General features: G+C 70.6%; 18 protein-coding genes. 10 read left to right on the forward strand and 8 right to left on the reverse strand.

Annotated features, from left to right (window positions below; genetic code table 11):
* Entirely contained in the window at positions 1-663 is a 663-nt protein-coding gene (locus tag BM290_RS02935; protein WP_093609586.1) for a polysaccharide deacetylase family protein, read from the forward strand.
* Between the two features lie 5 nt (positions 664-668).
* On the opposite strand, the gene BM290_RS02940 is transcribed toward BM290_RS02935, so the two are convergent.
* Entirely contained in the window at positions 669-1,619 is a 951-nt protein-coding gene (locus tag BM290_RS02940; protein ID WP_093609588.1) for a glycosyltransferase, read from the reverse strand.
* Positions 1,620-1,971: 352 nt separating this feature from the next.
* Here BM290_RS02940 and BM290_RS02945 point away from each other — a divergent pair, with 352 nt between their 5' ends.
* Entirely contained in the window at positions 1,972-5,157 is a 3,186-nt protein-coding gene (locus BM290_RS02945) for a DUF4082 domain-containing protein (RefSeq protein WP_203779082.1), read from the forward strand.
* 9 nt (positions 5,158-5,166) lie between these two features.
* The gene (locus tag BM290_RS02950) at positions 5,167-9,603 is read left to right on the forward strand and encodes a DUF4082 domain-containing protein (protein WP_093609590.1); all 4,437 of its coding nucleotides are present in this window, start codon (positions 5,167-5,169) and stop codon (positions 9,601-9,603) included.
* A 342-nt stretch (positions 9,604-9,945) separates the two neighbouring features.
* Here the strand turns inward: BM290_RS02950 and BM290_RS02955 are convergent, their stop codons facing one another.
* The 3 genes from BM290_RS02955 to rfbA form a co-directional block, all read right to left on the reverse strand.
* Positions 9,946-11,424, reverse strand: coding sequence for a sugar transferase (locus tag BM290_RS02955; RefSeq protein ID WP_239143279.1), 1,479 nt, complete (start codon positions 11,422-11,424; stop codon positions 9,946-9,948).
* A 249-nt stretch (positions 11,425-11,673) separates the two neighbouring features.
* Positions 11,674-12,285: a dTDP-4-dehydrorhamnose 3,5-epimerase family protein gene (locus BM290_RS02960; RefSeq protein ID WP_093609594.1), complete on the reverse strand. Its 612-nt coding sequence runs from the start codon at positions 12,283-12,285 to the stop codon at positions 11,674-11,676.
* A complete protein-coding gene (gene rfbA, locus BM290_RS02965; protein WP_093609596.1) occupies positions 12,282-13,154 on the reverse strand; it encodes a glucose-1-phosphate thymidylyltransferase RfbA in 873 nt (290 codons plus the stop codon). Before rfbA ends, BM290_RS02960 begins: the two co-directional genes overlap by 4 nt.
* A gap of 45 nt (positions 13,155-13,199) precedes the next feature.
* On the opposite strand from rfbA, the gene rfbB reads away from it, so the two are divergent.
* Positions 13,200-14,177, forward strand: coding sequence for a dTDP-glucose 4,6-dehydratase (rfbB, locus tag BM290_RS02970; protein WP_093609598.1), 978 nt, complete (start codon positions 13,200-13,202; stop codon positions 14,175-14,177).
* Positions 14,178-14,281: 104 nt separating this feature from the next.
* Positions 14,282-15,127, forward strand: coding sequence for a dTDP-4-dehydrorhamnose reductase (gene rfbD / locus BM290_RS02975; protein ID WP_275413113.1), 846 nt, complete (start codon positions 14,282-14,284; stop codon positions 15,125-15,127).
* Positions 15,128-15,549: 422 nt separating this feature from the next.
* Here the strand turns inward: rfbD and BM290_RS02980 are convergent, their stop codons facing one another.
* Genes BM290_RS02980 through BM290_RS02995 form a run of 4 tightly spaced genes read right to left on the reverse strand, consistent with a single transcriptional unit; the run spans position 15,550 to position 19,273 of the window.
* Positions 15,550-15,948, reverse strand: coding sequence for a universal stress protein (locus tag BM290_RS02980; RefSeq protein WP_093609602.1), 399 nt, complete (start codon positions 15,946-15,948; stop codon positions 15,550-15,552).
* Entirely contained in the window at positions 15,945-17,819 is a 1,875-nt protein-coding gene (locus BM290_RS02985) for a tripartite tricarboxylate transporter permease (RefSeq protein ID WP_093609604.1), read from the reverse strand. Before BM290_RS02985 ends, BM290_RS02980 begins: the two co-directional genes overlap by 4 nt.
* Positions 17,820-17,834: 15 nt before the next feature.
* Positions 17,835-18,287, reverse strand: coding sequence for a tripartite tricarboxylate transporter TctB family protein (locus tag BM290_RS02990; RefSeq protein WP_177319553.1), 453 nt, complete (start codon positions 18,285-18,287; stop codon positions 17,835-17,837).
* Positions 18,284-19,273, reverse strand: a complete 990-nt coding sequence (locus BM290_RS02995) for a tripartite tricarboxylate transporter substrate binding protein (RefSeq protein WP_093609608.1) — start codon at positions 19,271-19,273, stop codon at positions 18,284-18,286. The genes BM290_RS02990 and BM290_RS02995 overlap by 4 nt, the downstream gene beginning before the upstream one ends.
* A gap of 104 nt (positions 19,274-19,377) precedes the next feature.
* Here BM290_RS02995 and BM290_RS03000 point away from each other — a divergent pair, with 104 nt between their 5' ends.
* The 5 genes from BM290_RS03000 (at position 19,378) to BM290_RS03020 (ending at position 25,530) form a co-directional block, all read left to right on the forward strand.
* Complete coding sequence (locus tag BM290_RS03000) at positions 19,378-20,265, forward strand: LysR family transcriptional regulator (protein ID WP_093609610.1); 888 nt, start codon at positions 19,378-19,380, stop codon at positions 20,263-20,265.
* A 63-nt stretch (positions 20,266-20,328) separates the two neighbouring features.
* Positions 20,329-21,246, forward strand: a complete 918-nt coding sequence (gene kdgD / locus BM290_RS03005) for a 5-dehydro-4-deoxyglucarate dehydratase (protein WP_203779079.1) — start codon at positions 20,329-20,331, stop codon at positions 21,244-21,246.
* Positions 21,243-22,565, forward strand: a complete 1,323-nt coding sequence (locus BM290_RS03010; RefSeq protein WP_093609614.1) for an enolase C-terminal domain-like protein — start codon at positions 21,243-21,245, stop codon at positions 22,563-22,565. The genes kdgD and BM290_RS03010 overlap by 4 nt, the downstream gene beginning before the upstream one ends.
* A 3-nt stretch (positions 22,566-22,568) precedes the next feature.
* A complete protein-coding gene (locus tag BM290_RS03015) occupies positions 22,569-23,696 on the forward strand; it encodes an L-talarate/galactarate dehydratase (protein WP_093609616.1) in 1,128 nt (375 codons plus the stop codon).
* Between the two features lie 238 nt (positions 23,697-23,934).
* A complete protein-coding gene (locus tag BM290_RS03020) occupies positions 23,935-25,530 on the forward strand; it encodes an aldehyde dehydrogenase (NADP(+)) (RefSeq protein ID WP_093609618.1) in 1,596 nt (531 codons plus the stop codon).
* Position 25,531: the final 1 nt, after the last annotated feature.

A 25,531-nucleotide genomic window follows, 5' to 3' on the forward strand; every position in this document is an offset into this window, starting at 1 on the left:
ATGAGCGACGTCATCAACATCTGCTTCCACGGCATCGGCACGCCGCAGCGTGAGATGGAGCCGGGCGAGGACCGTTACTGGATCAGCGTCGAGCTGTTCCACGCGGTGCTCGACGAGATCCGCACCTGGCCGTCGGTCCGGGTCAGCTTCGACGACGGCAACTCCTCGGACCTGGAGATCGGCCTGCCGGCGCTGCTGGAGCGCGGGCTGACCGGCGAGTTCTACGTGCTGGCGTCCCGGTTCGGCAAGCCGGGCAGCCTCAGCGAGGAGGACGTGCGGAAGCTGCACGGCGCGGGCATGACGATCGGCACACACGGCATGTGGCACCGGCCCTGGCGCGGCATGGACGCCGCGACCAGCCGGGACGAGCTGGAGACGGCCCGCCGGCAGATCGAGGACGCGGTCGGCGTGCCGGTCGACCAGGCGGCCTGCCCGCTCGGCCGCTACGACCGGCGGCTGCTCAGCCGGATGCGCGCGCTCGGCTACCGGCGGGTCTTCACCAGCGACCGGCGCCGGGCCCGCGCGGAGGACTGGCTGCAGCCGCGCTACAGCCTGCGCCGCGAGGACACCGTGGACGGGCTGCGCGCCGAGGCCCTGGTCGGCCCCGGCGCGCTGACCCGCCTCAAGCTGGAGGCGGTCGGAGTCGTCAAGCGGCTCCGGTAGCTCCCCTACCGCCCGGCGGCACGGGCGGCGTCGCGCTGGACGGTGTCCGGTCCCGGCGTCTCCCGCAGCCGCGCCGGGCTGAGCAGGGCGCGGGCCGCGAGCTTGCTCGGGCCCTTGCCGAGCAGCGCCCGGCTGCCCTCGCGCACCAGCAGCGCGGCCCAGAACGCGGCCCCGAGCAGCGCGTTGTGCCGCCGCCGGTAGAGCCGCACCTTGTTCAGCGTCAGCAGCGTCCACAGCGCCGGCGACACCTTCGAGTCGCCCTCCAGGTGCACCGCCCTGGCGGCCGGGGTGAACCGGGTCGCCAGGCCGGCGTCACCGGCCCGCAACGCGAAGTCGGTCTCCTCCGAGTAGAGGAAGAAGGACTCGTCCCACGGCGCGATCCGGTTCCAGCAGTCGGCGCTGATCAGCACCGTCGAGCCCTCGGCCCAGTCGGCGACCCGCTCGGCGGTGTAGAGCCGCTCATCGGTCACCATCTCGCCGAACGCCGGGTAGCGGCCGGCCCGGACCGCGCCCATCAGCGCGTCCCCGATCACCCGCCGGACCGACGGCTCCCGGCGCATCGTGTGGATGAGCTCCCCGTCGCCGTCCTCCAGCAGCGGCACCGCGATGCCGGTGCCCTCGGTGCGCAGCACCCCGAGCAGGGTGCGCACGCAGCCCGGTGTGAGCCGCACGTCCGGGTTGAGCACCAGGACCGCGGTGAACGGCCCGGCCTTCGCCACGGCCGCGTTGATGCCCGCGGCGTAACCCGCGTTGCGTCCCATCTCGACCACGGTGGCGTCCGGCGCGAGCCGCCGCACCGCGCCCACCGAGTCGTCCGCGGACGCGTTGTCCGCCACGATCAACTGCCAGTCGACGCCCTCCAGGCCCGGCCCGAGCGACGCGATCAGATCCGGGATCAATCGCTCGCTGTTGTACGTCACCGCGACGACCGCCACAGTTTCGGGCGTGCTGTCCAACTTGTCCTCCCCAGGTCTTCCGGACGCCGATCATCCTGCCGTCCGCACGGAAGCGCCGGTACCGCCGGTCGGCCATCGGGAGTGTCGGAATCCGTCATCCCGGTACGGCCCGGACGGACCCGGATACCCGAACGGGCGGGGGCTTCGATCCGTTCGGTGAACAGTCGAAACAGGTCAGTGCGAGACGTCATCCGCCGACAGGATCGATCAGGCCGAGAGGCCCTTCGGTGTCGGCAAAGCGATAGATATGTTCAGCCCTCTATCTAGATGATCGCCCTAAGCTGCGCCGGCCGGGGCCGGCTCTTTCTGTCTACGGCCGCAGCGCCGGGCGCGCGGCGGGGAGGCGATTCCCTTGCGAGATCTCAGGCTCTTCCGGCAGCGGTCGCTGCTGGTTCTCACTCTGGTCGCGGCGGCGCTGTTCCTGCCGTCCGCCGGCCCGGCCAGCGCGGCCGACCCGTGCGCCCCGGTGGTCAATCCGATCGCCTGCGAGAACACCAGGACCGGCACACCGAAGACCACCTGGGACGTCAGCGGGTCGGGCAGCGCGGCGCTGCAGGGCTTCGCCACCGAGATGAGCGTCAACGTCGGCGAGACGGTCAACTTCAAGATCGACTCCACGGCCACGTCGTACCGGCTGGACATCTACCGGATGGGCTACTACGGCGGCAACGGGGCGCGGTTCATCACCACGGTCAACCCGGTCGGGCGGCAGACCCAGCCGGCCTGCATCAGCGCGCCCACCACCGGGCTCGTCGACTGCGGCAACTGGGCGGTCTCCGCCTCGTGGCCGGTGCCGGCGACAGCGGTGTCCGGCATCTACTTCGCGCGCCTCGTGCGTACCGACGGCACCGCCGGCGCCAGCCACGTGATGTTCGTGGTCCGGGACGACGCGAGCCGCTCCGACCTGGTGTTCCAGACCTCCGACACGACGTGGCAGGCGTACAACACGTACGGCGGCAACAGCTTCTACGTCGGGTCGCCGGCCGGCCGCGCGTACAAGATCTCCTACAACCGGCCGATCACCACCCGCGGCACCGGGCCCGAGGACTTCGTCTTCAACGCCGAATACCCGATGGTCCGGTTCCTGGAGGCCAACGGGTACGACGTCAGCTACATCTCCGGCATCGACACCGACCGGCGCGGGTCCCTGCTGCGCAACCACAAGTCGTTCCTGTCGGTCGGGCACGACGAGTACTGGTCCGGGCAGCAGCGCGCCAACATCGAGTCGGCCCGCGACGCCGGCCTGCACCTGGCGTTCTTCAGCGGCAACGAGGTGTTCTGGAAGACCCGCTGGGAGACCAGCGTGGACGGATCGGGCACCCCGTACCGGACCCTGGTCTGCTACAAGGAGACCCACGCCAACGCGGCCATCGACCCGAGCACCGAATGGACCGGCACCTGGCGCGACGCGCGGTTCAGCCCGCCGAAGAACGGCGGCCGGCCGGAGAACGGCCTGACCGGCACCTCCTTCGAGGTCAACTCGGGCACCGTCAACCTGCAGGTCCCGGCGGCCGACGGCAAGATGCGGCTGTGGCGCGGCACCACCGTCGCGAGCCAGGCGTCCAATGCCACCGCCACCCTCGGCACCGGCACACTGGGGTACGAGTGGGACGAGGACCTGGTCAACGCGGCCCGCCCGCAGGGGCTGATCCGGCTCTCCACCACCACCGCGAGCGGCGTCGAGATCCTCACCGACAACGGCTCCACCTACGCCTCCGGCACCGCCACCCACAACCTCACCCTGTACCGGACGGCGAGCGGCGCGCTGGTCTTCGGCGCCGGCACCGTGCAGTGGTCGTGGGGCCTGGACAGCAATCACGACCGGGGCTCCGGCGCCGCCAGCACCCCGATGAAGCAGGCCACCGTCAACCTGTTCGCCGACATGGGCGCCCAGCCGGCCACCCTCCAGTCCGGCCTGACCGCGGCGACCGCCTCCACCGACACCGTCGCGCCGACCGCGGTGATCACCGCGCCCGCCGCGGGCGCCACCGTCTCGGCCGGCACCCGGGTCACCGTCTCCGGCACCGCCACCGACACCGGCGGCGTGGTCGGCGGCGTCGAGGTCTCCACCGACGGCGGAGCCACCTGGAAGCCGGCCGGCGGACGGGGCACGTGGACGTACTCGTTCACCACCCCGAACGCGCCGGGCGCCGTCGACATCCGGGCCCGCGCGATCGACGACAGCGGCCGGATCGGCGCGGCCGTCAGCCGGTCGATCACTGTCGGCCAGCAGACCTGCCCGTGCAGCCTGTGGACCGTCGACGACGTGCCCGCCACCCCCAGCGACCCGGACAGCACCGGCACCGAGGTCGGCGTGAAGTTCCGCGCCGACGTGGCCGGCAAGGTCACCGCACTGCGCTTCTACAAGGGCTCCGGCAACACCGGCACCCACGTCGGCAAGCTCTGGAACGCGGCCGGCACCCAGCTGGCCTCGGTCACCTTCACCGGGGAGAGCGGCACCGGCTGGCAGACCGCCACGTTCGCCACCCCGGTGTCGCTGACCGCCGGCGCCACCTACGTCGCCTCCTACTACGCGCCGAACGGCCACTACGCCGGGGACGTCGGCTACTTCGCGGCGAACGGCGTGGACAGCGGCCCGCTGCACGCGCTGCGCGACGGGGTCGACGGCGCCAACGGCGTCTACCGGTTCGGCGCCGGTTTCCCGACCACGTCCTGGGAGTCCGCCAACTACTGGGTCGACGTCGTCTTCACCACCGACGCGACCGGGCCGGACACCACCGCGCCGACCGTCACCACCCGCTCCCCCGCCGCCGGGGCGACCGGGGTGGCCGCCGCGAGCACCGTGTCGGCGACGTTCAGCGAGGCCGTCTCGGCGGCGGAGGTCAGCGTGAGCGGCCCGTCCGGCGCGGTGGCCGGCAGCACGAGCGCCGGCACGAACACCGTCACGTTCACCCCGTCGGCCGCGCTGGCCGCGTCCACCACGTACACGGCCACCGTCAGCGGGGCGCGCGACGCCGCCGGCAACACGATGACCAGCACATCCTGGACGTTCACCACCGCCGCCGCGACGACCGGGCCGAACTGCCCGTGCTCGGTGTGGCCCGCTTCGGCGACACCCGCATCCCCCGCCGACAGCGAGACCGCCGCCGTGGAGCTCGGCATGAAGTTCCGCTCCGACGTCGCCGGCCGGATCACCGGGATCCGGTTCTACAAGGGCAGCGGCAACAGCGGCACCCACGTCGGGCGGCTCTGGTCGTCGGCCGGGACCCTGCTGGGCAGCGTGACCTTCAGCGGCGAGACCGCGACCGGCTGGCAGCAGGCGACGCTGGCCACCCCGGTCACGATCAGCGCCGGCGCCACGTACGTCGTGTCATACCACGCGCCGAACGGCCGCTACGCCTTCAACGGCGGGTTCTTCGCATCCTCCGGCGTCGACAACGGCCCGCTGCACGCGCTGCGTGACGGCGTGGACGGGGTCAACGGCGTCTACCGATACGGAACCGGCGGCGTCTTCCCCACCGACAGCTGGCAGTCGAGCAACTACTGGGTGGACGTCGTGTTCACCCCGGCGAGCTAGGAGCGCGTCTTGACCCTACCGAAACTCCGGTCGTTCCTGTTGTGCCTGGTGCTGGCGGCGACCGTGCTCATCGTCGCGCCCGCGGCTCCGGCCGCGGCCGCGACCTGTCCGTGCACCATCTTCAGCGCGTCGTCGGTGCCGGCCAGCCCGTCCGACTCCGACACCAGCGCGGTAGAGGTCGGCGTCAAGTTCCGGTCCGACGTCGCCGGGCAGATCACCGGTGTCCGGTTCTACAAGGGCGCGGCGAACACCGGCACCCACGTCGGCAACCTGTGGAACTCGGCCGGCGGCAACCTGGGCACCGTCACGTTCACCAACGAGACCGCGTCCGGCTGGCAGACCGCCACGTTCGCCAGCCCGATCACGATCAGCGCCGGCACCACGTACGTCGCGTCCTACTACGCGCCGAACGGCCGCTACGCCGGGGACAGCGGCGCGCTGCTGTCGGCCGGCGTGGACAACGCGCCACTGCACGCGCTGCGCAGCGGTGAGGACGGCGGCAACGGCGTCTACCGGTACGGCACCGGCGGCGGCTTCCCCGACAGCACCTGGCAGGGCGCCAACTACTGGGTCGACGTGGTGTTCACCTCCGGCGTCACCGACACCACGCCGCCGACCGTGACCAGCACCAGCCCCGCCGCCGGCGCGACCGGGGTGGCCACCACGGCGGCGGTCAGCGCCGTGTTCAGCGAGGCGGTGCAGACCGGCACCCCGGCCCTCACCGTCGCCGGGGTCACCGGCACGACCGCCTACAACGCCGCCACCCGGACGGTGACGTTCACGCCCGGGGCGCTCGCCGCGTCCACGAGCTACACCGCCACCGTCTCCGGCGCCCGCGACACCGCGGGCAACCTGATGAGCCCGCTGTCCTGGTCGTTCACCACGGGCGCCGGCGGCGGATCCGGCTGCCCCTGCTCGATCTGGCCGGCCACGGCCACCCCGGCCACCGGCACGGTCAACGACAACTCGGCGGTCGAGCTGGGCGTCAAGTTCCGCACCACGACGGCCGGCTACATCACCGGGCTCAAGTTCTACAAGGGCAGCCAGAACACCGGCACGCACACCGGCTCGCTCTGGTCGAGCGCCGGCACCCGGCTGGCGAACGTGACCTTCACCGGCGAGTCCGGCTCCGGCTGGCAGACCGTCACGCTCCCCGGGCCGGTCCCGGTCACCGCGAACACCACCTACGTTGCGTCGTACCACACCGACACCGGCTTCTACTCGGTGACGGCCGGCGGCTTCTCCTCGGCGGTCACCCGTTCTCCGCTGACCGCCCTGGCCAACGGCACGGACGGCGGCAACGGCGTCTACCGGTACGGCGCGAGCGGCTTCCCCACCAGCAGCTACCAGTCCACCAACTACTGGGTCGACGTCGTCTTCGACACCACCGCGGCGGACACCCAGGCGCCGTCCCTGGCCGGCCGCGCCCCGGCCGCCGGAGCCTCCGGGGTGGCCACCACGACCGCTGTGACAGCGGCGTTCACCGAGCAGGTCACCGCGGCCTCGATCGTGCTGACCGGCCCGTCCGGGACCGTGGCCGGCTCCACCACCTACGACGCGACCACCGCCACGGCGGTCCTCACCCCGTCCACGGCGCTCGCCAACTCCACCTCGTACACCGCCACGGTGAGCGGGGCCCGGGACGCCGCGGGCAACGTGATGACGCCGGTGACCTGGTCGTTCACCACGTCGGCGCCACCTCCGCCGCCACCGGACCAGGGCCCGGGCGGCCCCGTCCTGGTGATCAAGTCGGCGGTCTCCGGCGCCAGCGGGTTCACGTCGTTCGCCGCCGAGGTGCTGCGCGCCGAAGGCCTCAACGAGTTCGCCACCGTCGACCTGTCCGCGGTCACCCCGGCGCTGCTCGCCCAGTACGACGTGGTCCTGCTCGGCTCCACGCCGCTCACCGCGGCCCAGGTCAGCACGTTCACCACCTGGGTCACCGGCGGCGGCAACCTGATCGCCTTCCGGCCGGACAAGCAGCTCGCGAGCCTGCTCGGCCTGACCGCCACCACCGGCACCCTGGCCGAGGGCTACCTGCGGGTCGACACCACGACCGCGCCGGGCGCCGGCATCACCGGGCAGACCATCCAGTACCACAGCACCGCCGACCGCTACACGCTCTCCGGCGCCCGTTCGGTGGCCACGCTCTACTCCACCGGCACGACGGCCACCGTCAACCCGGCGGTGTCGCTGGCCGACGTCGGCTCATCCGGCGGGCAGGCCGCGGCGTTCACCTTCGACCTGCCGCGGTCGCTGGTCTACACCCGTCAGGGCAACCCGGCGTGGGAGAAGCAGGACCGGGACGGCCGCGCGCCGATCCGCTCCGACGACCTGTACTTCGGCGGCGCCGCCACCGACTGGGTCGACCTCACCAAGGTCGCCGTGCCACAGGCCGACGAGCAGCAGCGCCTGCTCGCCAACCTGATCGGGACGATGAACGCCGACCGCAAGCCGCTGCCCCGGTTCTGGTACTTCCCGCGCAGCCTCAAGGCGGTCGTCGTCGCCACCGGTGACGACCACGCCACCGGCGGCACCGCGGGACGCTTCGACCAGTACCTCGCCAACAGCCCGGCCGGGTGTGTGGTCGACGACTGGCAGTGCCCGCGGTTCACCTCGTACATCTTCCCGGACACGCCGCTCACCAACAGCCAGGCCACCACGTACCAGAACCGCGGTTTCGAGGTCGGGCTGCACCTCAACACCGGATGCGCCAACTGGACGGCGGCGTCGCTCGCGGCCAACCTCACCGACCAGCTCGCGGCGTTCCGCGCCAAGTACGGCTCGGTGCGCGCCCCGGACACCAACCGCACCCACTGCATCGTCTGGTCCGACTGGTCCACGCAGGCCAGCCTGCAGAACGCCAACGGGATCCGGCTCGACACCAACTACTACTACTGGCCGGAGACCTGGGTCGCCGACCGGCCGGGCTTCATGACCGGCTCCGGCATGCCGATGCGGTTCGCCGACACCAACGGCGGGCTCATCGACATCTACCAGGCCGCCACCCAGATGACCGACGAGTCGGGACAGAGCTACCCGTACACCCCGGACGCTCTACTCGACGCGGCCCTCGGCACGCCGGGCTACTACGGGGCGTTCACCGCCAACATGCACACCGACTACGCGACCACCTACGACAGCGACCAGGTGCTGGCGTCGGCGCAGCGCCACAACGTGCCGCTGATCAGCGGCCACCAGCTGCTCACCTGGCTGGACGGGCGCAACGCGTCGTCGTACTCGAACATCGCCTGGACCGGGAACGACCTGACGTTCGCGGTCAACGTCGGCACCGGCGCCAACGGCCTCACCGGCATGGTGCCCACCGCCGGACCGGGCGGGCGGACACTGTCCACCCTGACCCGGGCCGGAGTCGCGGTCCCGTTCACCCGGACCACGATCAAGGGCGTCGAGTACGCGTTCTTCACCGCCGCGCCCGGTGCGTACACGGCCGGTTACGCCGCCGCGGCCACCGCGACGCTCACCGCTTCGGCCGCGGCCGAGGCCGGCGGGACCAGCGCATCGGTCACGGTCGCGACCAGCACGGCGACGAAAACCATCATCGAGTACGGGCTCCGCGCGACCGAACTCACGCAAAAGGCAGTCGACGGCTCGCAGACCGGCAAACGCACCGTCACCCTGTCCGGACTCGAGCCCGCCACCACCTACTGGTACCGGGCGAAGGTGACCACCCCGGACGGCCGGACCACCACCGGCCCGCTGCAGAAGGTCACCACCGGCGCCCGCGACCGCACCGGCCCGGCCACGTCCGGGGTCACCGTCACCGCCCGCCCGGACGGCACCGCCCAGGTGCAGTGGAAGTCCAGCGAACCCGCCGACGCCACCCTGCTCGTCGGCGCCTCGGCGAAGTCGCTGGCCAAGTGGCCCGGAACCCGCGACGCGACCCGGCTCAGCGCCGTGGTGACGGGTCTGGAGCCGCGCACCACGTACCACTACCGGGTCCGCAGCGTCGACGCGGCAGGCAACGTCTCCACCTGGCCGGCGCTGGACAAGCCGGCGGCGACGTTCGTGTCGTCCGCCACCGGTGTCGCCGACCACACCGCCCCGCAGCAGCGGACCGGTGTCGAGTCCGGAGTCACCGTCGGCGACGACGGGGTGCGGCTCGCCGGGTCCGCCCGCAGCGGCACCCTGGTGTCCCGGGTGATGGACGCCCAGCAGATGGTCCGCTGGGACCGGCTCACCTATCAGGGCAGAGTGCCTGCGGGGGCGACCCTCACGGTGTACGTGCGCACCGGCAGCACCGCGGTACCGGACGGCACCTGGAGCGGGTGGACCGCCGTCGGCCAGAACGGCAAGGTGCCCGGCGGATCCCGATACATCCAGTACCGGGCCGAACTGACCCGCACCGCCGCCGGCGACAGCCCCGTCCTGCGGGGCGTGGGCATCACCTCCGACGGCCGTTCCCTGCACCACCCGACCGAGAAGTAACACCCCTCCCCCAGCCGCCCCGGCGCCCGTCCCCACGGGCGCCGGGGCGGTCCCCGTTCCCGCCCCGCCCCAGCCGCGCCCCGCCGTGCCCCACCCCGGCCGGAAACCAGCGCCGCAACAGCACGGGCGGATCGGCCGGCGGTCAGCGCGGTATCAAGAGCCCGGAGACAGCACTGGAGGGTGGGTGAGCGGGGTGGTGCCGGGGGCTGGTGTGAGAGGTGGGACGGGGCTCTGAGGCCGTGTGGGTGGGGGCGCGTGGCCGTACCCGTGAAAGGAATTGAGCTGGACCGGGAACGCACAGTGGCCCAGGGAGAGACTCCCTGGGCCACCGGTACAGGTGGGTCAGTAGGCGCCTGAGCTGCGGACCACCGCGCTGACCGTGCGGAAGAGGATGGCCAGGTCCATGGCGAGTGACCAGTTCTCGACGTAGGTGAGGTCGAGGCGGATCGACTCCTCCCAGGACAGGTCGGAGCGGCCGGAGACCTGCCACAGGCCGGTCAGGCCGGGCTTGACGACCAGGCGGCGCAGCATGTCGGCCGGGTAGTCGGCGACCTCCTTGGCCAGCGGCGGGCGCGGGCCGACCAGCGACATGTCCCCTTTGACCACGTTGATCAGCTGGGGCAACTCGTCGATGCTCAGGCGGCGCAGCCACTTGCCGACGGGGGTGATCCGCGGGTCCTCGCGCATCTTGAACAGCGCGCCGTCGGTGTCGTTGAGGTTGCCGAGCTCGAAGAGGCGGGCCTCGGCGTCGACCGTCATGGTCCGGAACTTGTAGAGCGTGAACGGCTTGCCGTCGCGGCCGACGCGCTCCTGGGTGAAGATCGCCGGGCCGCGGCCGCCCTTGCCGTACCGGACGAGCAGCGCCACCACCGCGAGCACCGGTGACAGCAGCATGATCAGCAGGATCGCGCCGACCCGGTCGAAGATCTCCTTGACCACGCGGGCGCTGCCCTTGAGGCGTGGGTGCTCGACGTGCAGCATCGGCAGGCCGTCGACGGGGCGGATGGTGGTGCGGTCGCCGGCCACGTCGACCAGGGTGCTGGCCACGATGAGGTCGATGTCGTCGCGTTCCAGCTGCCAGGCGAGGCGGCGGACGGCGGGGCCGTCGATCTCCGGGCAGGAGAGCACGATCACGGTGTCGGCATCGGACCTCGCGACCGCGGTGGCCACGTCGTCGAAGGTGCCGTAGATCGGTGGCATGCCGGTGACCGCGTGGCTGCGGACCATGCCGGGCGGCAGGCACGCGCCGATGACGCCGAGACCGTGGAAGCGCTCCCGGCTGAGCCGGCGGGTCATGTCGAGGACGGCCCGCTCGTGACCGACCAGGACCACCCGGTGCAGCCGCCGGCCGCGGGCCCAGGCCCGGTGCAGGCGCTGCCGGAAGAAGAATCGTGCGCCGAGGTCGACGAGGATCGCCAGCGGCATCACGATGCTCACATAACCGCGGGCCAAACGGAGGTCGAAAGCGAAGGACACAATGGCGAGACCGGCGGTCAGGGCCAATCCGGCACGGAATACCCGCGCATACTCCTCGGTGCCGACGAAGAGGTGACGGGGCTCATATGCGCGGTTGAACGCCAGGCAGGCGATCCACGCGACCGGCAACAGCAGGGTGAGGAGCAGGTAGTCACGCTGATAGGGCGCGATGCCCTCGCTGCCGAAGCGGATCAGCAGCGCCCACGAGGCGGCGCTCAGGCCGACCACGAAGTCTAGGAGATAGAGCGTCAGCGCATAGCGGCTCTGCCAGCCCGCTCGCGCCTTCGTCGCCCGGGAGCGCGCCTTGAGCTGCGCGGCCGTCGCCGCCAGGTCAACGGTCTCCACGGATTCAATTGTCTGCACGCCAGGCCCCCAACATCGGCTGCGACCGACTCATGATGATCCAGATCTGTGGTGTGCTCGGACACACCCGACCACGAACGCCCCATGCCGGAAACCACCGAGACACAACAGACAGACTGTCAATGCGACCCCGATCGCGCTACATCTTTCCGTTCGACAGCCATGGCGATTCGGATGATGCCGGATCCAGGATTGCGAGAGTGTCCAAGTAGGACCGCCGGAGCAACAGCTCTATCGACTGTCGTCAATCTGACGCAATGATTCGACAAAGCTGTGAACAGCGTCGTAACGCGGCAGCAAACCTTTCGCGCCGGCGTCGGCGAGACTCGGGGCCTCGGCATCCTTGCCGGACAGTACGGGGTCTGATACCGGCCATGCAATCCCGAGTTCGCGGTCGAGCGGATGCACTCCGTGTTCATGACCGGGGCGATAGGTCGAGGAGCAGAGGTACGCCACGGTCGCGCCCTCGGTCAGAGCGCAGAACCCGTGCCCCAGCCCCTCGCCCAGGTAGACGGCCCGGCGGTCCTCGTCGTCCAGACGCACCGCCTCCCACGTGCCGAACGTGGGCGACCCGACCCGGATGTCCACGATGACGTCGAGCACCGCGCCCGAGACACATGTCACGTACTTGGCCTGCCCCGGCGGGACATCGGCGAAATGAATGCCGCGCACCACGCCCTTCGCCGACGTCGACAGGTTGGCCTGCGCCAGATCGAGCCGGTGCCCGACCGCCTCGGCCAGGGCGTCGAACCGATACCACTCGAGGAACCGGCCGCGGCTGTCACCGTGCTGCACCGGGGTCACCTCGAAGGCGCCCTTGATGCCCAGCGGGCGGATCTTCACCGGAGACCACCGTCCAGCAGGCGCACCAGATACTGCCCGTAACCGCTCTTCAGCAACGGCTGCGCCAGCTCGCGCAGCTCGTCGTCGGAGATGAAGCCGAGCCGCCAGGCCGCTTCCTCCACACAACCGATCTTCAAACCCTGCCGCTCCTCGATCACCCGGACGTACTCCGAGGCCTGGACCATGGACTGGAAGGTCCCGGTGTCCAGCCAGACGGTTCCCCGGTCGAGAACCGTCACCTCGAGCCGTCCCTGGCGTCGATACTCCTCGTTCACCGCGGTGATCTCCAGCTCGCCCCGGGCGCTGGGCTCGAGATTCTCGGCGATCTTCACCACGTCGGCATCATAGAAGTACAGGCCGGGGACCACGTACGTCGACTTGGGATGCTCCGGCTTCTCCTCGATCGAGAGCACTTTGCCCGATTCGTCGAACTCGACGACGCCGTACCGCTCCGGGTCGGCCACCGGGTACGCGAAGACCCGCCCGCCGTCCACGTCGCCGAACCGCGCGAGCTGCCGGCCCAGGCCCACCCCGTGGAAGATGTTGTCGCCGAGAATCAGGGCAACCGGCTCATCGCCGATGAAGTCGGCACCGATCCGGAATGCCTGGGCGATCCCGTCGGGCTTGGGCTGCACCGCGTACTGAAGGTCGAGCCCGAACCGGCTTCCGTCGCCGAGCAGCCGCTCGAAGTGCGGCTGATCCTCCGGCGTGGTGATCACCAGGATCTCCCTGATCCCGGCGGACACCAGCGTGGTCAACGGGTAGTACACCATCGGCTTGTCGAAGATGGGCATGAGCTGTTTGGACATGGCCATGGTGATCGGCCAGAGCCGGGAACCGGTACCACCGGCGAGAAGAATTCCGCGCACCGGCTGACCCTAAACAGTCGCCGCCTACGTCTACACTCGCCACCCGTGCAGATTTTCGTAACCGGTGGTGCCGGGTTCATCGGATCGGCCTACGTCAGGGCCCTCTTGCAGGACGAGTACGCAGGTGCGGCGGGTGCCTCGGTGACCGTTCTGGATCTGTTGTCCTATTCGGGGAATCGTGACAACCTCCCACTGTCCGATCCCCGACTGCGATTCGTGCAGGGCGACATTTCCGATTCCGACCTGTTGCGGGAACTACTTCCGGGACACGACGCCGTGGTGCATTTCGCGGCCGAATCACACGTGGACCGGTCCATTTCGGGCGCTATGCCGTTCGTCACCACGAATGTGCTGGGCACCCAGGCCCTTCTCGACGCGGCCCGATTCGCGGGAGTCGGGCGATTCGTGCACGTCTCCACCGACGAGGTGTACGGCTCCATCGACTCCGGCTCGTGGACCGAGACGTGGCCGCTCGCGCCGAACTCGCCGTACGCCGCCTCCAAGGCCGGCTCCGACCTGATGGCACTGGCCGCGCACCGCACCCACGGCATGGACGTCGTCGTCACCCGGTGCTCCAACAACTACGGTCCGCACCAGTTCCCGGAGAAGGTGATCCCCCTCTTCGTGACGAACCTGATGGACGGCAAGCAGATCCCGCTCTACGGCGACGGCGGCAACATCCGTGACTGGCTGCACGTGTCCGATCACTGCCGCGGCATCCAGGCGGTCCTCGAGAAGGGCCGGGCCGGCGAGGTCTACAACATCGGCGGCGGGACCGAGCTCACCAACCGGGAACTCACCGAGCGCCTCCTCGAGGCATGCGGGGCCGGCTGGGACATGGTGCGGCCGGTCACCGACCGCAAAGGCCACGATCGCCGCTATTCGCTCGACATAACCAAAATCAGCGAGGAGCTGGGGTACGCGCCACAGGTCACCCTCGACCAGGGACTCGCGTCGACCGTCGCGTGGTACCGCGACAACCGCGCCTGGTGGGAGCCGCTGAAGTCCCGGGCCGGCCTTTGATGACCTCCCCGTCCTCCGCTTCCGCTCCATCGCCGTCCTCGTCGCCTTCCGTCCTCCTCTCGCCCGCCTCCTCGGCGGCGCCCGCCTCGGCGGCTTCCGGGCGGCTGCGCTGGCTCATCACCGGGGCCGGGGGAATGCTGGGGCGGGATCTGCAGCGCGTTCTCGCTGAGAACGGTGAGACCGACGTGGTCGCCGCCACCCGGGGCGACCTCGACATCACCTCACCGGCACAGGTTCGTGAGGCGGTCGCCGGCGCCGACATCGTCCTGAACGCGGCCGCCTGGACGAACGTGGACGGCGCGGAGAGCGACGAGGAGGCGGCCACCGCCATCAACGGTCACGGTGTGAGCGTGCTCGCCGCCGAGGCCGGACGCCGTCTCATCCACGTCTCCACCGACTACGTCTTCGACGGCGCCGCTACCACGCCGTACCCCGAGGACACCCCGCACGCCCCGCTCAACGCCTACGGCCGGGGCAAGGCGATCGGCGAGCGGGCGGTGCTGGCCACCGGCGGCTACATCGTCCGGACCGCGTGGCTCTACGGCGAACACGGACCCAACTTCGTCCGCACCATGCTGCGCCTGGCCGCCGATCGCGACACCCTCGACGTCGTCGACGACCAGATCGGCCCACCCACCTGGTCGTACGCCCTCGCCCAACTCCTGGTCGACCTGTCCCACGCATCGATCGCGGGACGGGCGGCTCCGGGCGCCTACCACGGCACCGCGGCCGGGTCGACGAGCTGGTTCGGTCTGGCGCGGGCCGTGTTCATCGAGGCCGGCCTCGATCCCGACCGGGTCCGGCCCACGACGAGCGACCGTTTCCCGCGACCTGCCCGGCGGCCGGCCTACAGTGTGCTCGGCCATGACCGCTGGGCCGGCACGGGTGTGGCGCCGCTTCCGGAATGGCGCGGCATGCTCACCAAGGCGATGCCGCTCTTCCTCCCTTGAGTTCGGGTCTCCTGCCGCGCCCGGAATCTCCCGCCATCGCCGGGTGGGCGCCTGGCGCGGCAGGAAGCGGTTGCGCCGCCGGTCCGCACAGCCCTGCATTCGGATCGGCCCACTGCGAACCGTGCCGAATCGGGCCCACGAACCGAGTTACACCTTCACCCCCGCAAACAGGCCACACCCGACTCCCGAAGCCCGCCCACGCTTCGGCCTTTTGCCTCGAGTTCAAATCCGCGTCGCCCCGTCGAAGCCAGCCGGCTTCACGTCGACTTTCGGCTGGCCTCTTCAACTCCCCCGGGCGCCCGCTTCGGCGAAGTCGGGACATCCGCCTGCGTGACAGTGATGGGGATTGCTTCCAGCCGTACCGAATGAACTGTCCTCTCCGCCGGGAGGCCGGGGTTGTCCGTTCTTCATCGGCCGATTCGTCAGCGATGTGGTGGCTTGACCGCCAGGACCGGGCGGCCGGCGTTGAGCAGGATCTGCTGTGCGGTGCTGCCGAGGAACAGCTTGCCCACCGGACTCCGGCGGCGGAGACCGATGACGATCACCGAGGCCCCGGCTTCGTCCGCGGCGGCCAGCAGGGTGTCCGAGAACTCCCCGCTGTGTGAGATCTGGCGGATCTCCAGCGGCACGCCCGCTTCGACCGCCTTGGCGCTGAGGTGGGCGAGGTCGTCGGGCGCGGCGACGTCCGCGCTGATCGGCGCGCCGCCGCGTGGTGAGTTGATCAGCAGTAGCGACTCGGATCGGCGAACCGCCTCATCGAGAGCGGCAGCGAAGGCCGCGTCGCCTTCCGGGGTAGGGAGATATCCGACCAGGACGGTCATTCCGGCTCCTCAGTATGGCGGTCACGGTGGACGGGCTGGGTGACGGGAGCACCGGACTGCCCCGGCTCGTCATGAGGACGACCGGCCGCCTCCGTGCTCGTGGTGGCGGTCTTGTCGCGAACGGCGTGTTCCCCGGCCGCCTCGCCCGACGACTCAGCTGAGGCTGTTCCAGGCGACTCAGCTGAGGCTGTTCCAGGCCCCTGCCGCTCGCCTGACGTCGCAGCCGAAGGACCGGGGGCGACTGCGGCTCCCGTGTCACCGGCCTCAGGCGACGCTGGACCGAACGGGTCTGCGGCGGCTCCTGAGCCGACGATCTCGGCCGAGGCCGACGGGCGGGAAGCAACTGCCGTGACTGCAGGGTCACCTGGCTCGGTCACGGCAGAACCGGCTGGGTCGGGGTGACGTCGGCGTAGCAGGGTTCGAGCCAGGGGAAGCAGGATCACGGCGAGGAAGGCGGCGGCGAGGACGCCGGAGATCGGGCGGCTCAGGAAGCCGGTGAGGTCGCCGTCGAACAGGAGCAGTGAGCGTCGCAGGGACGTCTCCAGCAGGCTGCCCAGGACGAACGCCAGCACCATCGGACCCGGGTCGAAGCCGGCTTTCTTCATCAGGTAGCCGAGCACGCCGAATCCGATCACCAGGCCGATGTCGAAGACGCTGTTGTTGACCGTGTACGCGCCGACCAGGGTGATCAGCACGGTGATCGGCGCCAGGACGGCGGCGCGAACCCGCAGGATTCGCACGAAGACGCCGAGCAGCGGGATGCTCATGATCAGCAGCAGGACGTTGCCGAGGTACATCGAGTTGACCACGCCCCAGAAGAGCTCCGGGTGCTCGGTGACCAGTTGCGGCCCGGGGGTGACGCCCTGGATGAGCAGCGCCCCGAAGATCACCGCCATGGTCGCGTTGGCCGGGATGCCGAGCGACAGCAGGGGGATGAACGACGAGGTGGCGGCCGCGTTGTTGGCGGTCTCCGGTGCGGCGACGCCCTCGATGGCGCCCTGGCCGAAGCGTTCCGGGTGCTTGGAACGGCGTTTCTCCAGGGCGTAGGCGGCCAGGGAGGAGAGGACCGCGCCGCCGCCGGGCAGGATGCCGAGAACGAAGCCGATGACCGAGCCCCGCCCGATCGCGCCGGACGACTGCCTGAGGTCGGCGCGGCTGGGCCAGACGTTGGTGACCTTGGTCGGCGCCTGAACGGCGCGATGGCGCTCCTCCAGGTTGTAAAGGATCTCACCGAGACCGAAAAGGCCCATCGCGATGGGTACGAAGTCGATGCCGTCGGCCAGGGAGAGGTTGCCGAAGGTGAAGCGTTCGGCGCTGGTGAAGTCGTCGCGGCCGACGGTGGCGAGCAGCAGGCCGATCGCGGCGGCGGTGAGCGCGCGGATCCGGCCGCCGCTGCTGATCGTGCTGACCAGCATGATGCCGAGCAGGGCGAGCACGGTGTACTCGGGTGGGCCGAAGTCGAGGGCGAACCCGGCGACGACCGGAGCGACGAGGGTGAGCGCGATGATCGAAAGGGTGCCGCCGACGAAGGAGCCGATGGCGGCGATGCCGAGGGCGGCGCCGGCTCTGCCCTGGCGGGCGAGGGCGTGGCCGTCGAAGACGGTGACGACGGAGGAGGCCTCGCCGGGCAGTCGCAGCAGGACCGAGGTGATGGTGCCGCCGTACTGGGCACCGTAGAAGATGCCGGCCAGCATGATCACGGCGGTGACCGGTTCGAGGCCGAAGGTGACGGGGAGCAGGATCGCGATGGTGGCGGCCGGGCCGAGGCCGGGCAGGACGCCGATGAGCATGCCGATGACGACGCCGACGAGGCAGTAGAGCAGGTTCGTCGGTTCGAGGACGACCGCGAAGCCGTCGATGACCGAGGACAACGGTCCTCCAGAGGATCAGAACAGGTGGGGGATGGTGACGTCGAGCGCGCCGACGAACAGCGCGTAGAAGACGACGACGATGCCGGCGCTGACGGCGATGGACGTACGCCAGCTCTCCCGGCCGAGGAAACGCAGCCAGACGAAGGCGAGCAGCAGGGTGGGGATCTCGAAGCCGATGGTGGCGATCACCGCGACGTAGGCGATCATGCTGGCGACGGCGGCGACGACCAGGAGGCTGCTGCGGGTGAACCGCTCGGGGGGCTCGGCGCGACGGGACTGCACGGCGAGGATCAGGCCGAGGATCACGAGGGCGACACCGATGACCATCGGCCAGGTGCCGGGGCCGGACCCGAGGCCGGCGGCGCCGGTGACCGCCACGGCGCCGAGGGCGATCACGACGCCGGCGGCGATCAGGTTCGCGGACGGACCGGCCGCGGGCGGCCGGTCGTCGGCGGGCTCGGTGGTCACTTGGCGCTCAGATCGATCTTGTGCTGGGCGACGAGGCCACGGTATGTCTGGAGCGAGCCGTTCCACTGCTGGAGCAGCGCGGCTCCGTCCACCTCGTTGGCGGTGAGCAGCCGCTTGGCGTTGAAGTCTTTGTAGGCCTGATCCGCGAACCCCTTCTGGAAGGCCGTCCGCAGCCGGTCCACCACCTCCTTGGGGGTGCCCTTCGGCGCGACGACGGCTCGGGACTGCTGGACCGGCACGTTGAACCCGGCCTCGGTGGCGGTCGGGATGTCCGGCATGTAGCTGGGCCGCTGGGTCGCGAAGGTGACCAGCGGGACCGCCTTGCCGGCCTCGATCTGCTCCTTGGCCTCGCCGAGTTGCACCGCCGCCACGTCGACCTGCCCGCCGAGGACGGCGGTCAGGGCTGGGGCGCCGCCGTTGAACGGCACGGCGGTGGCCTGCACACCGGCCTGAGCGAACAGCAGGGTCTGGGTGAGCTGGCTGCCGGTGCCGACGCCGGTGGTGGCGAAGGTGATCGGCCGTTTCGCGGCGACGATGCCCTGAACGGTCTTGAACCCGGTCCGGGGGTTGGCGACGAGGACGAAGTCGTCCTGGGAGATCCCGGTGACGACCTCGTAGTTGTTGACGTCGACGGCCTGGTCGGCGGGCACCGCCAGGGGCGTGATGTAGGCGAGCGACCCGACGAAGACCATGATCGTGTACCCGTCGGGTTTGGCGGCGGCGAGCTCCTTGGCGGCGACCGCCCCGTTGGCGCCGGGCCGGTTCTGCACGGTGATCGGCTTGCCGAGGTCCTTGCTCGCGGGATCGGCGAGGGCGCGGCCGATGAGGTCGGTGCTGCCGCCGGCGTCCTGGCCGATCAGCAGGGTGACGGCACGTTCCGGGTAGGCGGCGGTGGAGCCGCTGTCGCCGTCGGAGCCGAGGTTGCCGCCGCAGCCGGCGAGCACGAGCAGGCCGGCCAGGCCGAGTGCGGGGAGCGTTATTTTCATCGGGAATCTCCCGCTTGTGAGGGGGGTCACTGGTGCCGCGAGCCTATGACCCTGCAGTAATGCATGTCCAAGCCAATTAGTGCATCGATTGATACCTTGGCGGCATGACGTACTCCCTCGAACAGCTTCGGGGTTTCATCGCGGTCGCGGAGGAACTGCACTTCGGCCGGGCAGCCGTCCGGCTGCGGATGACGCAGCCCCCGCTGAGCAGGCAGATCCAGAAACTGGAGGCGGCCGTCGGGGTGCAGTTGCTGGAGCGGGACAACCGGCGGGTCCGCCTCACGCCGGCCGGCCACGCGTTCCTCAACGAGGCCCGCCGGATCCTGGCGATCGCCGAGGCCGCTCCCGCCCTGGCCCAGCGGGTCTCGTCGGGCATGCGCGGCGTGCTCAAACTGGGCTTCACCTCGGCCTCGACGTTCGGTCACCTGGGCCGGATCCTCGACTATCTCAATCTGGAGCTGCCGGAGGTGCACATCGAGCTGTTCGAGATGGTCACCCGGGAGCAGATCGACGCGCTGACCGCCGGGGACATCGATCTGGGCCTGGCCCGGCCGCCGTTCGACCCCGAGCTCTTCGAGTCCCGGCTGCTGCACCGGGAGGCGCTGCTCCTGGCGGTGCACGAGGATCATCCGCTGGCCGATCTGCGCCGTGCCGTGGTGCCCGCCGACCTGGTGCGTGAGCCGCTGATCTTCCACTCCCAGCAGAAGGCGCGGTACTTCTACGACCTGGTCGTCAGCATGGTGCCGCTGGCGCAGGAGCGGATCATCCACACCGTCAGCCAGGTGATGACCATGCTCTGGCTGGTGTCCCGCGGCCGGGGGGTGGCCTTCGTGCCCGAGTCCGCGGGCATGATCGCGGTGCCGCACGTCGAGTACCTGCGGATCGACACACCCATCCCCGAGCCGGTCGAGCTGCACGTGCTCTGGCCGCGGAAGTCCGACAACCCGGCGCTACCGCGAGCGATCTCCGCCCTCAGCTTCATGATGCACTGACAGTATCAATCGATGCCGAAACAATCTTGGACAGGCATCGTCGTCGCTTCCTACGGTTGCTTCGTGAACGCGATTCCCCCTCTCGACCTGGCCGCCCGCCTGGCCTCGGGCCTGCTGTCGTTCCCCGTCACCCACTTCGACGACCGCCTCGCCTTCGACGAGAGCCGCTACCGCGAGCATCTGGCGTGGCAGGCGAGTTTCGGCGTCGCCGGCCTGTTCGCCGCCGGCGGCACCGGCGAGGGCTTCTCGCTCACCAGCTCCGAGATCGACACCGTGGTCCGGGCTGCGGTGGACGAGGTCGGGGCACGTGTTCCGGTCATCGCCCCGGCCACCGGCAGCACCGCGCAGGCGGTCGCGCAGGCGCAGGCCGCCGAGGCCGCGGGCGCCGCCGGTCTGCTGCTCTTCCCGCCCTACCTGACCGAGGCCAGCCAATCGGGCCTGATCGCGCACGTCGACGCGGTGTGCCGCGCCACCGGCCTGGGCGTGATCGTCTACAGCCGGGCCAACGCCGTCCTGGAGGACGTGACGGTCGCCGAGCTCGCCGACCGCAACCCGACACTCATCGGCCTCAAGGACGGCGTCGGCGACATCGAGCGGATGACCCGCACCTACGCCAAGGTGGGTGACCGGCTGATCTACGTGGGCGGGCTGCCCACGGCGGAGACGTTCGCGCTGCCGCTGCTGCAGCTCGGGGTCAGCACCTACTCGTCGGCGCTCTACAACTTCCTGCCCGAGTTCGCGCTGCGCTTCTATGCGGCGGTGCGCGCCCAGGACCGGGCCGCCGTCTACGGGATGCTCAACGACTTCGTGATCCCCTACCTCGACATCCGCGACCGGGCCCGCGGTTACGCCGTGTCGATCATCAAGGCCGGGCTGACAGCGGTCGGGCGTGACGGCGGGCGGGTCCGGCCACCGCTCACCGACCTCACCGCGGACGAGCGCTCCGATCTCGGGCGGCTGATCGACAAGGTGCGGCCATGAAGCCCACCGTCGAGCGCGTCGAGGTGGTGCCGGTCGCCGGCCACGACAGCATGCTGCTCAACCTCAGTGGTGCTCATGGGCCGTTCTTCACCCGTACCGTCGTGGTCCTCACTGACAGCGAGGGCCGCACCGGCCTCGGCGAGGCGCCCGGGAGCGCAGCGATCCGCCAGACTCTCGAGAGCGCCGGTGAGCTGCTGCTCGGCAGGCCGGTCGCGGAGTTCGCCTCGCTGCTGCGCAGCTTCGCCGAGATCCATGCCGGCCAGGATTCCGGGGGCCGGGGCCTTCAGACGTACGATCTGCGCGTCACGGTCCACGCGGTGACCGCTCTGGAGTCGGCGCTGCTCGACCTGCTCGGCCAGCAGCTCGGGGTGCCGGTCGCCGAGTTGCTCGGCGAGGGGAAGCAGCGGGACAGCGTGCCCGTGCTCGGATACCTCTTCTACGTCGGTGACACCGCCCGCACCGAGCTGCCCTACCGGCACGAGGCCGCCCCGGCCGACGACTGGGAGCGGTTGCGCCGCGCGCCCGCTCTGACTCCGTCGTCGATCGTCGCGCTCGCCGAGGCGGCCCAGGCCCGTTACGGTTTCCGCGACTTCAAGCTCAAGGGTGGTGTGTTCGCCGGCGAGCGGGAGATCGAGGCGGTGCATGCGCTGGCCGGGCGATTCCCCGACGCCCGGATCACCCTCGATCCGAACGGTGGCTGGCTTCTCGACGACGCCATCGCGCTCTGCCGTGACCTGCAGGGGGTGCTCGCCTACGCCGAGGACCCGGTCGGCGCCGAGGGCGACCTGTCCGGGCGGGAGACGATGGCCGAGTTCCGGCGCGCCACCGGGTTGCGGACAGCGACGAACATGATCGCGACCGACTGGCGGCAGATGGCCCACGCGGTGCGCGCCCACGCCGTCGACATCCCGCTCGCCGACCCGCATTTCTGGACGATGCGGGGTTCGGTCCGGGTCGCGCAGCTGTGCCACGACTTCGGCCTCACCTGGGGCTCGCACTCCAACAACCACTTCGACATCTCGCTGGCGATGTTCACGCACGTCGGTGCGGCCGCGCCCGGCGAGATCACCGCCCTCGACACGCACTGGATCTGGCAGGACGGTCAGCGGCTCACCCGCGAGCCGTTCCCGATCCGGGACGGCGCCATCACCGTGCCGTCCGCGCCCGGCCTCGGTGTCGAGCTCGACCGTGACGCCCTCGCCGCCGCCCATGAGCTCTTCCGCGAGCACGGGCTCGGCGGGCGTGACGACGCGACGGCCATGCAGTATCTCCTTCCCGGTTGGCGCTTCGACCCCAAGCGCCCCTGTCTGGTGCGGTGACCCATGACTGACCGAATCACCGGTCTCACGCTCTCCTCCGTCACGCTGCCGCTGAAGCACGCGATCAGTGACGCCAAGGTGTTCACCGGGCGGCAACGACCGATGACCGAGGTCGCCTTCCTGTTCGCCGAGGTCCGTACCGAGTCCGGTCTGGAGGGTGTCGGGTTCGGCTACAGCAAGCGCGCCGGCGGGCCGGCCCAGTTCGCGCACGCCCGCGAGGTCGCACCCGACCTGATCGGCGAGGACCCGAACGACATCCAGCGTCTCTGGACCAAACTCGTCTGGGCAGGCGCCTCGGTCGGCCGGAGCGGCGCGTCCACCCAGGCCATCGCGGCGATCGACGTGGCCCTGTGGGACCTCAAGGCGAAACGGGCCGGGCTTTCCCTGGCCAAGCTGCTCGGCGCCCATCGCGACTCGGTGCGGTGCTACGACACGTCGGGCGGGTTCCTGCACGAGCCGATCGAGCAGGTGCTGGCCAACGCCACCGCGTCCCTGGCGTCCGGCATCGGCGGCATCAAGATCAAGGTGGGTCATCCCTCGGCGGCCGTCGACCTGGCCCGGGTACGAGCGGTCCGCGAGCACATCGGCGCCGAGACACCGCTCATGGTCGACGCCAATCAGCAGTGGGACCGGCCGACGGCCCAGCGGATCGGGCGGGCGCTGGAGGAGTTCGGGCTGGTCTGGATCGAGGAGCCGCTGGACGCGTATGACGCGGAGGGCCACGCGGCACTGGCCCGCAGCCTGGACACCGCGATCGCGTCCGGTGAGATGCTGACCAGCGTGGCCGAGCATCACGAGCTGATCCGGCACGGCGCCGTCGACATCATCCAGCCCGACGCGCCGCGGATCGGTGGGATCACCCAGTTCCTGCGGCTGGCCGGCCTGGCCGAGCACGCCAACCTCATCATGGCGCCACACTTCGCCATGGAGATCCACGCCCATCTGGCCGCCGCCTACCCACACGAGCCGTGGATCGAGCACTTCGACTGGCTGCACCCGCTCTTCGACGAGCGTCTGGAGATCCGCGACGGCCGTATTCACCTCTCCGACCGTCCCGGCCTCGGCGTGACCATCAGCGACCAGGCCCGCAAGTGGACCGTCGACCGGGCCGACCTCGGCGCCCCGGTATGACCGCCGGGCCGTCACCCATCACCGCACCTCGCGGGGCTGTCCTCGATGCTGTGGTGACAACCGATCCGTGCACCGAAGCCACCCGCAAGCCCACCGATCGCGGACCCTGCTGCCCGGTGGCCAGGTGCTCGCGTGGCGCATGGCACCGTCTTCGGACGAGACTGGTGCGAGCAACGGCAACTCCGACGTGTCGGGGCACCGGGCCCGGCCTCGAACCCCAGTTAATGGAGGGCACAGAATGACCGGTGTTCCCAGCATCGATCCGCGCAGCGGCGCGACCGTGGAGATCGTCACCGAGGAGACGACGGCCGAACAGGTCGACGCGATCTGCTCGGCCGCTCTGACCGCCGCCGGGCCACTCGAGGATCTGGGCCGCGACGGGCGGGCGGCCCTGCTCGACGACCTGGCGGCAGCGCTGGAGTCGCACCGGGACCGCATCGTCGAGATCGCCGACCGGGAGACCGCGCTCGGGACCGCCCGGCTCAACGGGGAACTGAGCCGGACCTGCTATCAGCTGCGACTCTTCGGCGACGTGCTGCGCGACGGCGGTTACCTGGAAGCGACGATCGACCGTCCCGGGGACACTCCGATGGGGCCGCGCCCTGACCTGCGGCGGATGCTCGTGCCGATCGGGCCGGTCGCGGTCTTCGGCGCCAGCAACTTCCCGCTCGCCTTCTCGGTTCCCGGCGGTGACACCGCGTCGGCCATCGCCGCGGGCAGCCCGGTCGTCCTCAAGGCCCACCACTCACATCCGGCGACGTCGCAGCTCTGCTACGAGATCCTCGCCGAGGCCGCCCGGAAAGCGGGCGCCCCCGACGGCACGTTCGGCATCGTGCACGGTCTCCAGGCAGGCGCCGACCTGGTCGCCCACCCGGCGATCCGTGCGGTCGGCTTCACCGGCTCGGTCACCGGTGGCCGTGCCCTGCTCGCGATCATCGAACAGCGTCCCGAGCCCATTCCCTTCTACGGGGAACTGAGCAGCCTCAACCCGGTCGTCATCACTCCCGGGGCCGCCGCCGACCGGGCCGAGAAGATCGGTGCCGAGTTCGCGGCATCGTTCACCCTGGGCGCCGGCCAGTTCTGCACCAAGCCGGGCCTGCTCTTCGTCCCGGCCGGGGCCGACGGCGACCGCCTGGTCACCGCCGTCCAGCAGGCAATCGCCGGCCTGGACCCCATGGTGATGCTGAACTCGGGTATCGCCGCCGCCTACCAGCGAGGAACCTCCACACTCGCAGCCGCCGGGGAGTTGTCGGCAGCCGGAGCCTCCCCGTTCGCGGCCGAGACCGGCGGATCCGCACTCACGGGCGTCGGCGGCGATTCGGGACCCGAGACAGCGAGCGCCCCTGGCGCAACCGCAGAGGAGCAGCCGGGTCGGGCCACGCCTCTGTTGTTCACCGCATCCGCCGCGGCGCTGCCGCCCGAGGCGACCGAGGAGTGCTTCGGGCCGGTCGCCGTGGTCGCGCGATGGGCCGATGAGGCAGAGCTGTTCACCGCGCTCGACGGGCTGCCATCGTCACTGACCGCGACCGTGCATCGAGCGCCCGGCGAGACGGAGTTGCCGGGCGAGCTGGGCCGGCGGTTGCGGTCGCGTACCGGGCGGCTCGTCTACGACGGCTACCCGACCGGTGTGGCGGTCGCCTGGGCCCAGCATCACGGTGGGCCATGGCCGGCCACCAACACACAGCACACGTCGGTCGGCGCTACCGCCATTCGCCGGTTCCTACGGCCGATGACCTGGCAGAACGCTCCTGCTGACCTGCTCCCACCAGAGCTGCGTGACGAATACGACAGCGTTCCGCGGCGGATCGACGGGGTGTTACGCACCAAACTCTGAA

This window comes from Actinoplanes philippinensis, assembly GCF_900113015.1.
In the GTDB taxonomy this organism is placed as follows: Bacteria; Actinomycetota; Actinomycetes; order Mycobacteriales; family Micromonosporaceae; genus Actinoplanes; species Actinoplanes philippinensis.

Excerpts from the sequence above, each read along its gene's own strand:
- BM290_RS02935 (WP_093609586.1), top strand. The coding sequence starts at position 1 with ATGAGCGACGTCATCAACATCTGCTTCCACGGCATCGGCACGCCGCAG.
- BM290_RS02980 (WP_093609602.1), bottom strand. The coding sequence starts at position 15,948 with ATGACCGTCCTGGTCGGATATCTCCCTACCCCGGAAGGCGACGCGGCC.
- BM290_RS02995 (WP_093609608.1), bottom strand. The coding sequence starts at position 19,273 with ATGAAAATAACGCTCCCCGCACTCGGCCTGGCCGGCCTGCTCGTGCTC.
- BM290_RS03000 (WP_093609610.1), top strand. The coding sequence starts at position 19,378 with ATGACGTACTCCCTCGAACAGCTTCGGGGTTTCATCGCGGTCGCGGAG.
- BM290_RS03010 (WP_093609614.1), top strand. The coding sequence starts at position 21,243 with ATGAAGCCCACCGTCGAGCGCGTCGAGGTGGTGCCGGTCGCCGGCCAC.
- BM290_RS03015 (WP_093609616.1), top strand. The coding sequence starts at position 22,569 with ATGACTGACCGAATCACCGGTCTCACGCTCTCCTCCGTCACGCTGCCG.
- BM290_RS03020 (WP_093609618.1), top strand. The coding sequence starts at position 23,935 with ATGACCGGTGTTCCCAGCATCGATCCGCGCAGCGGCGCGACCGTGGAG.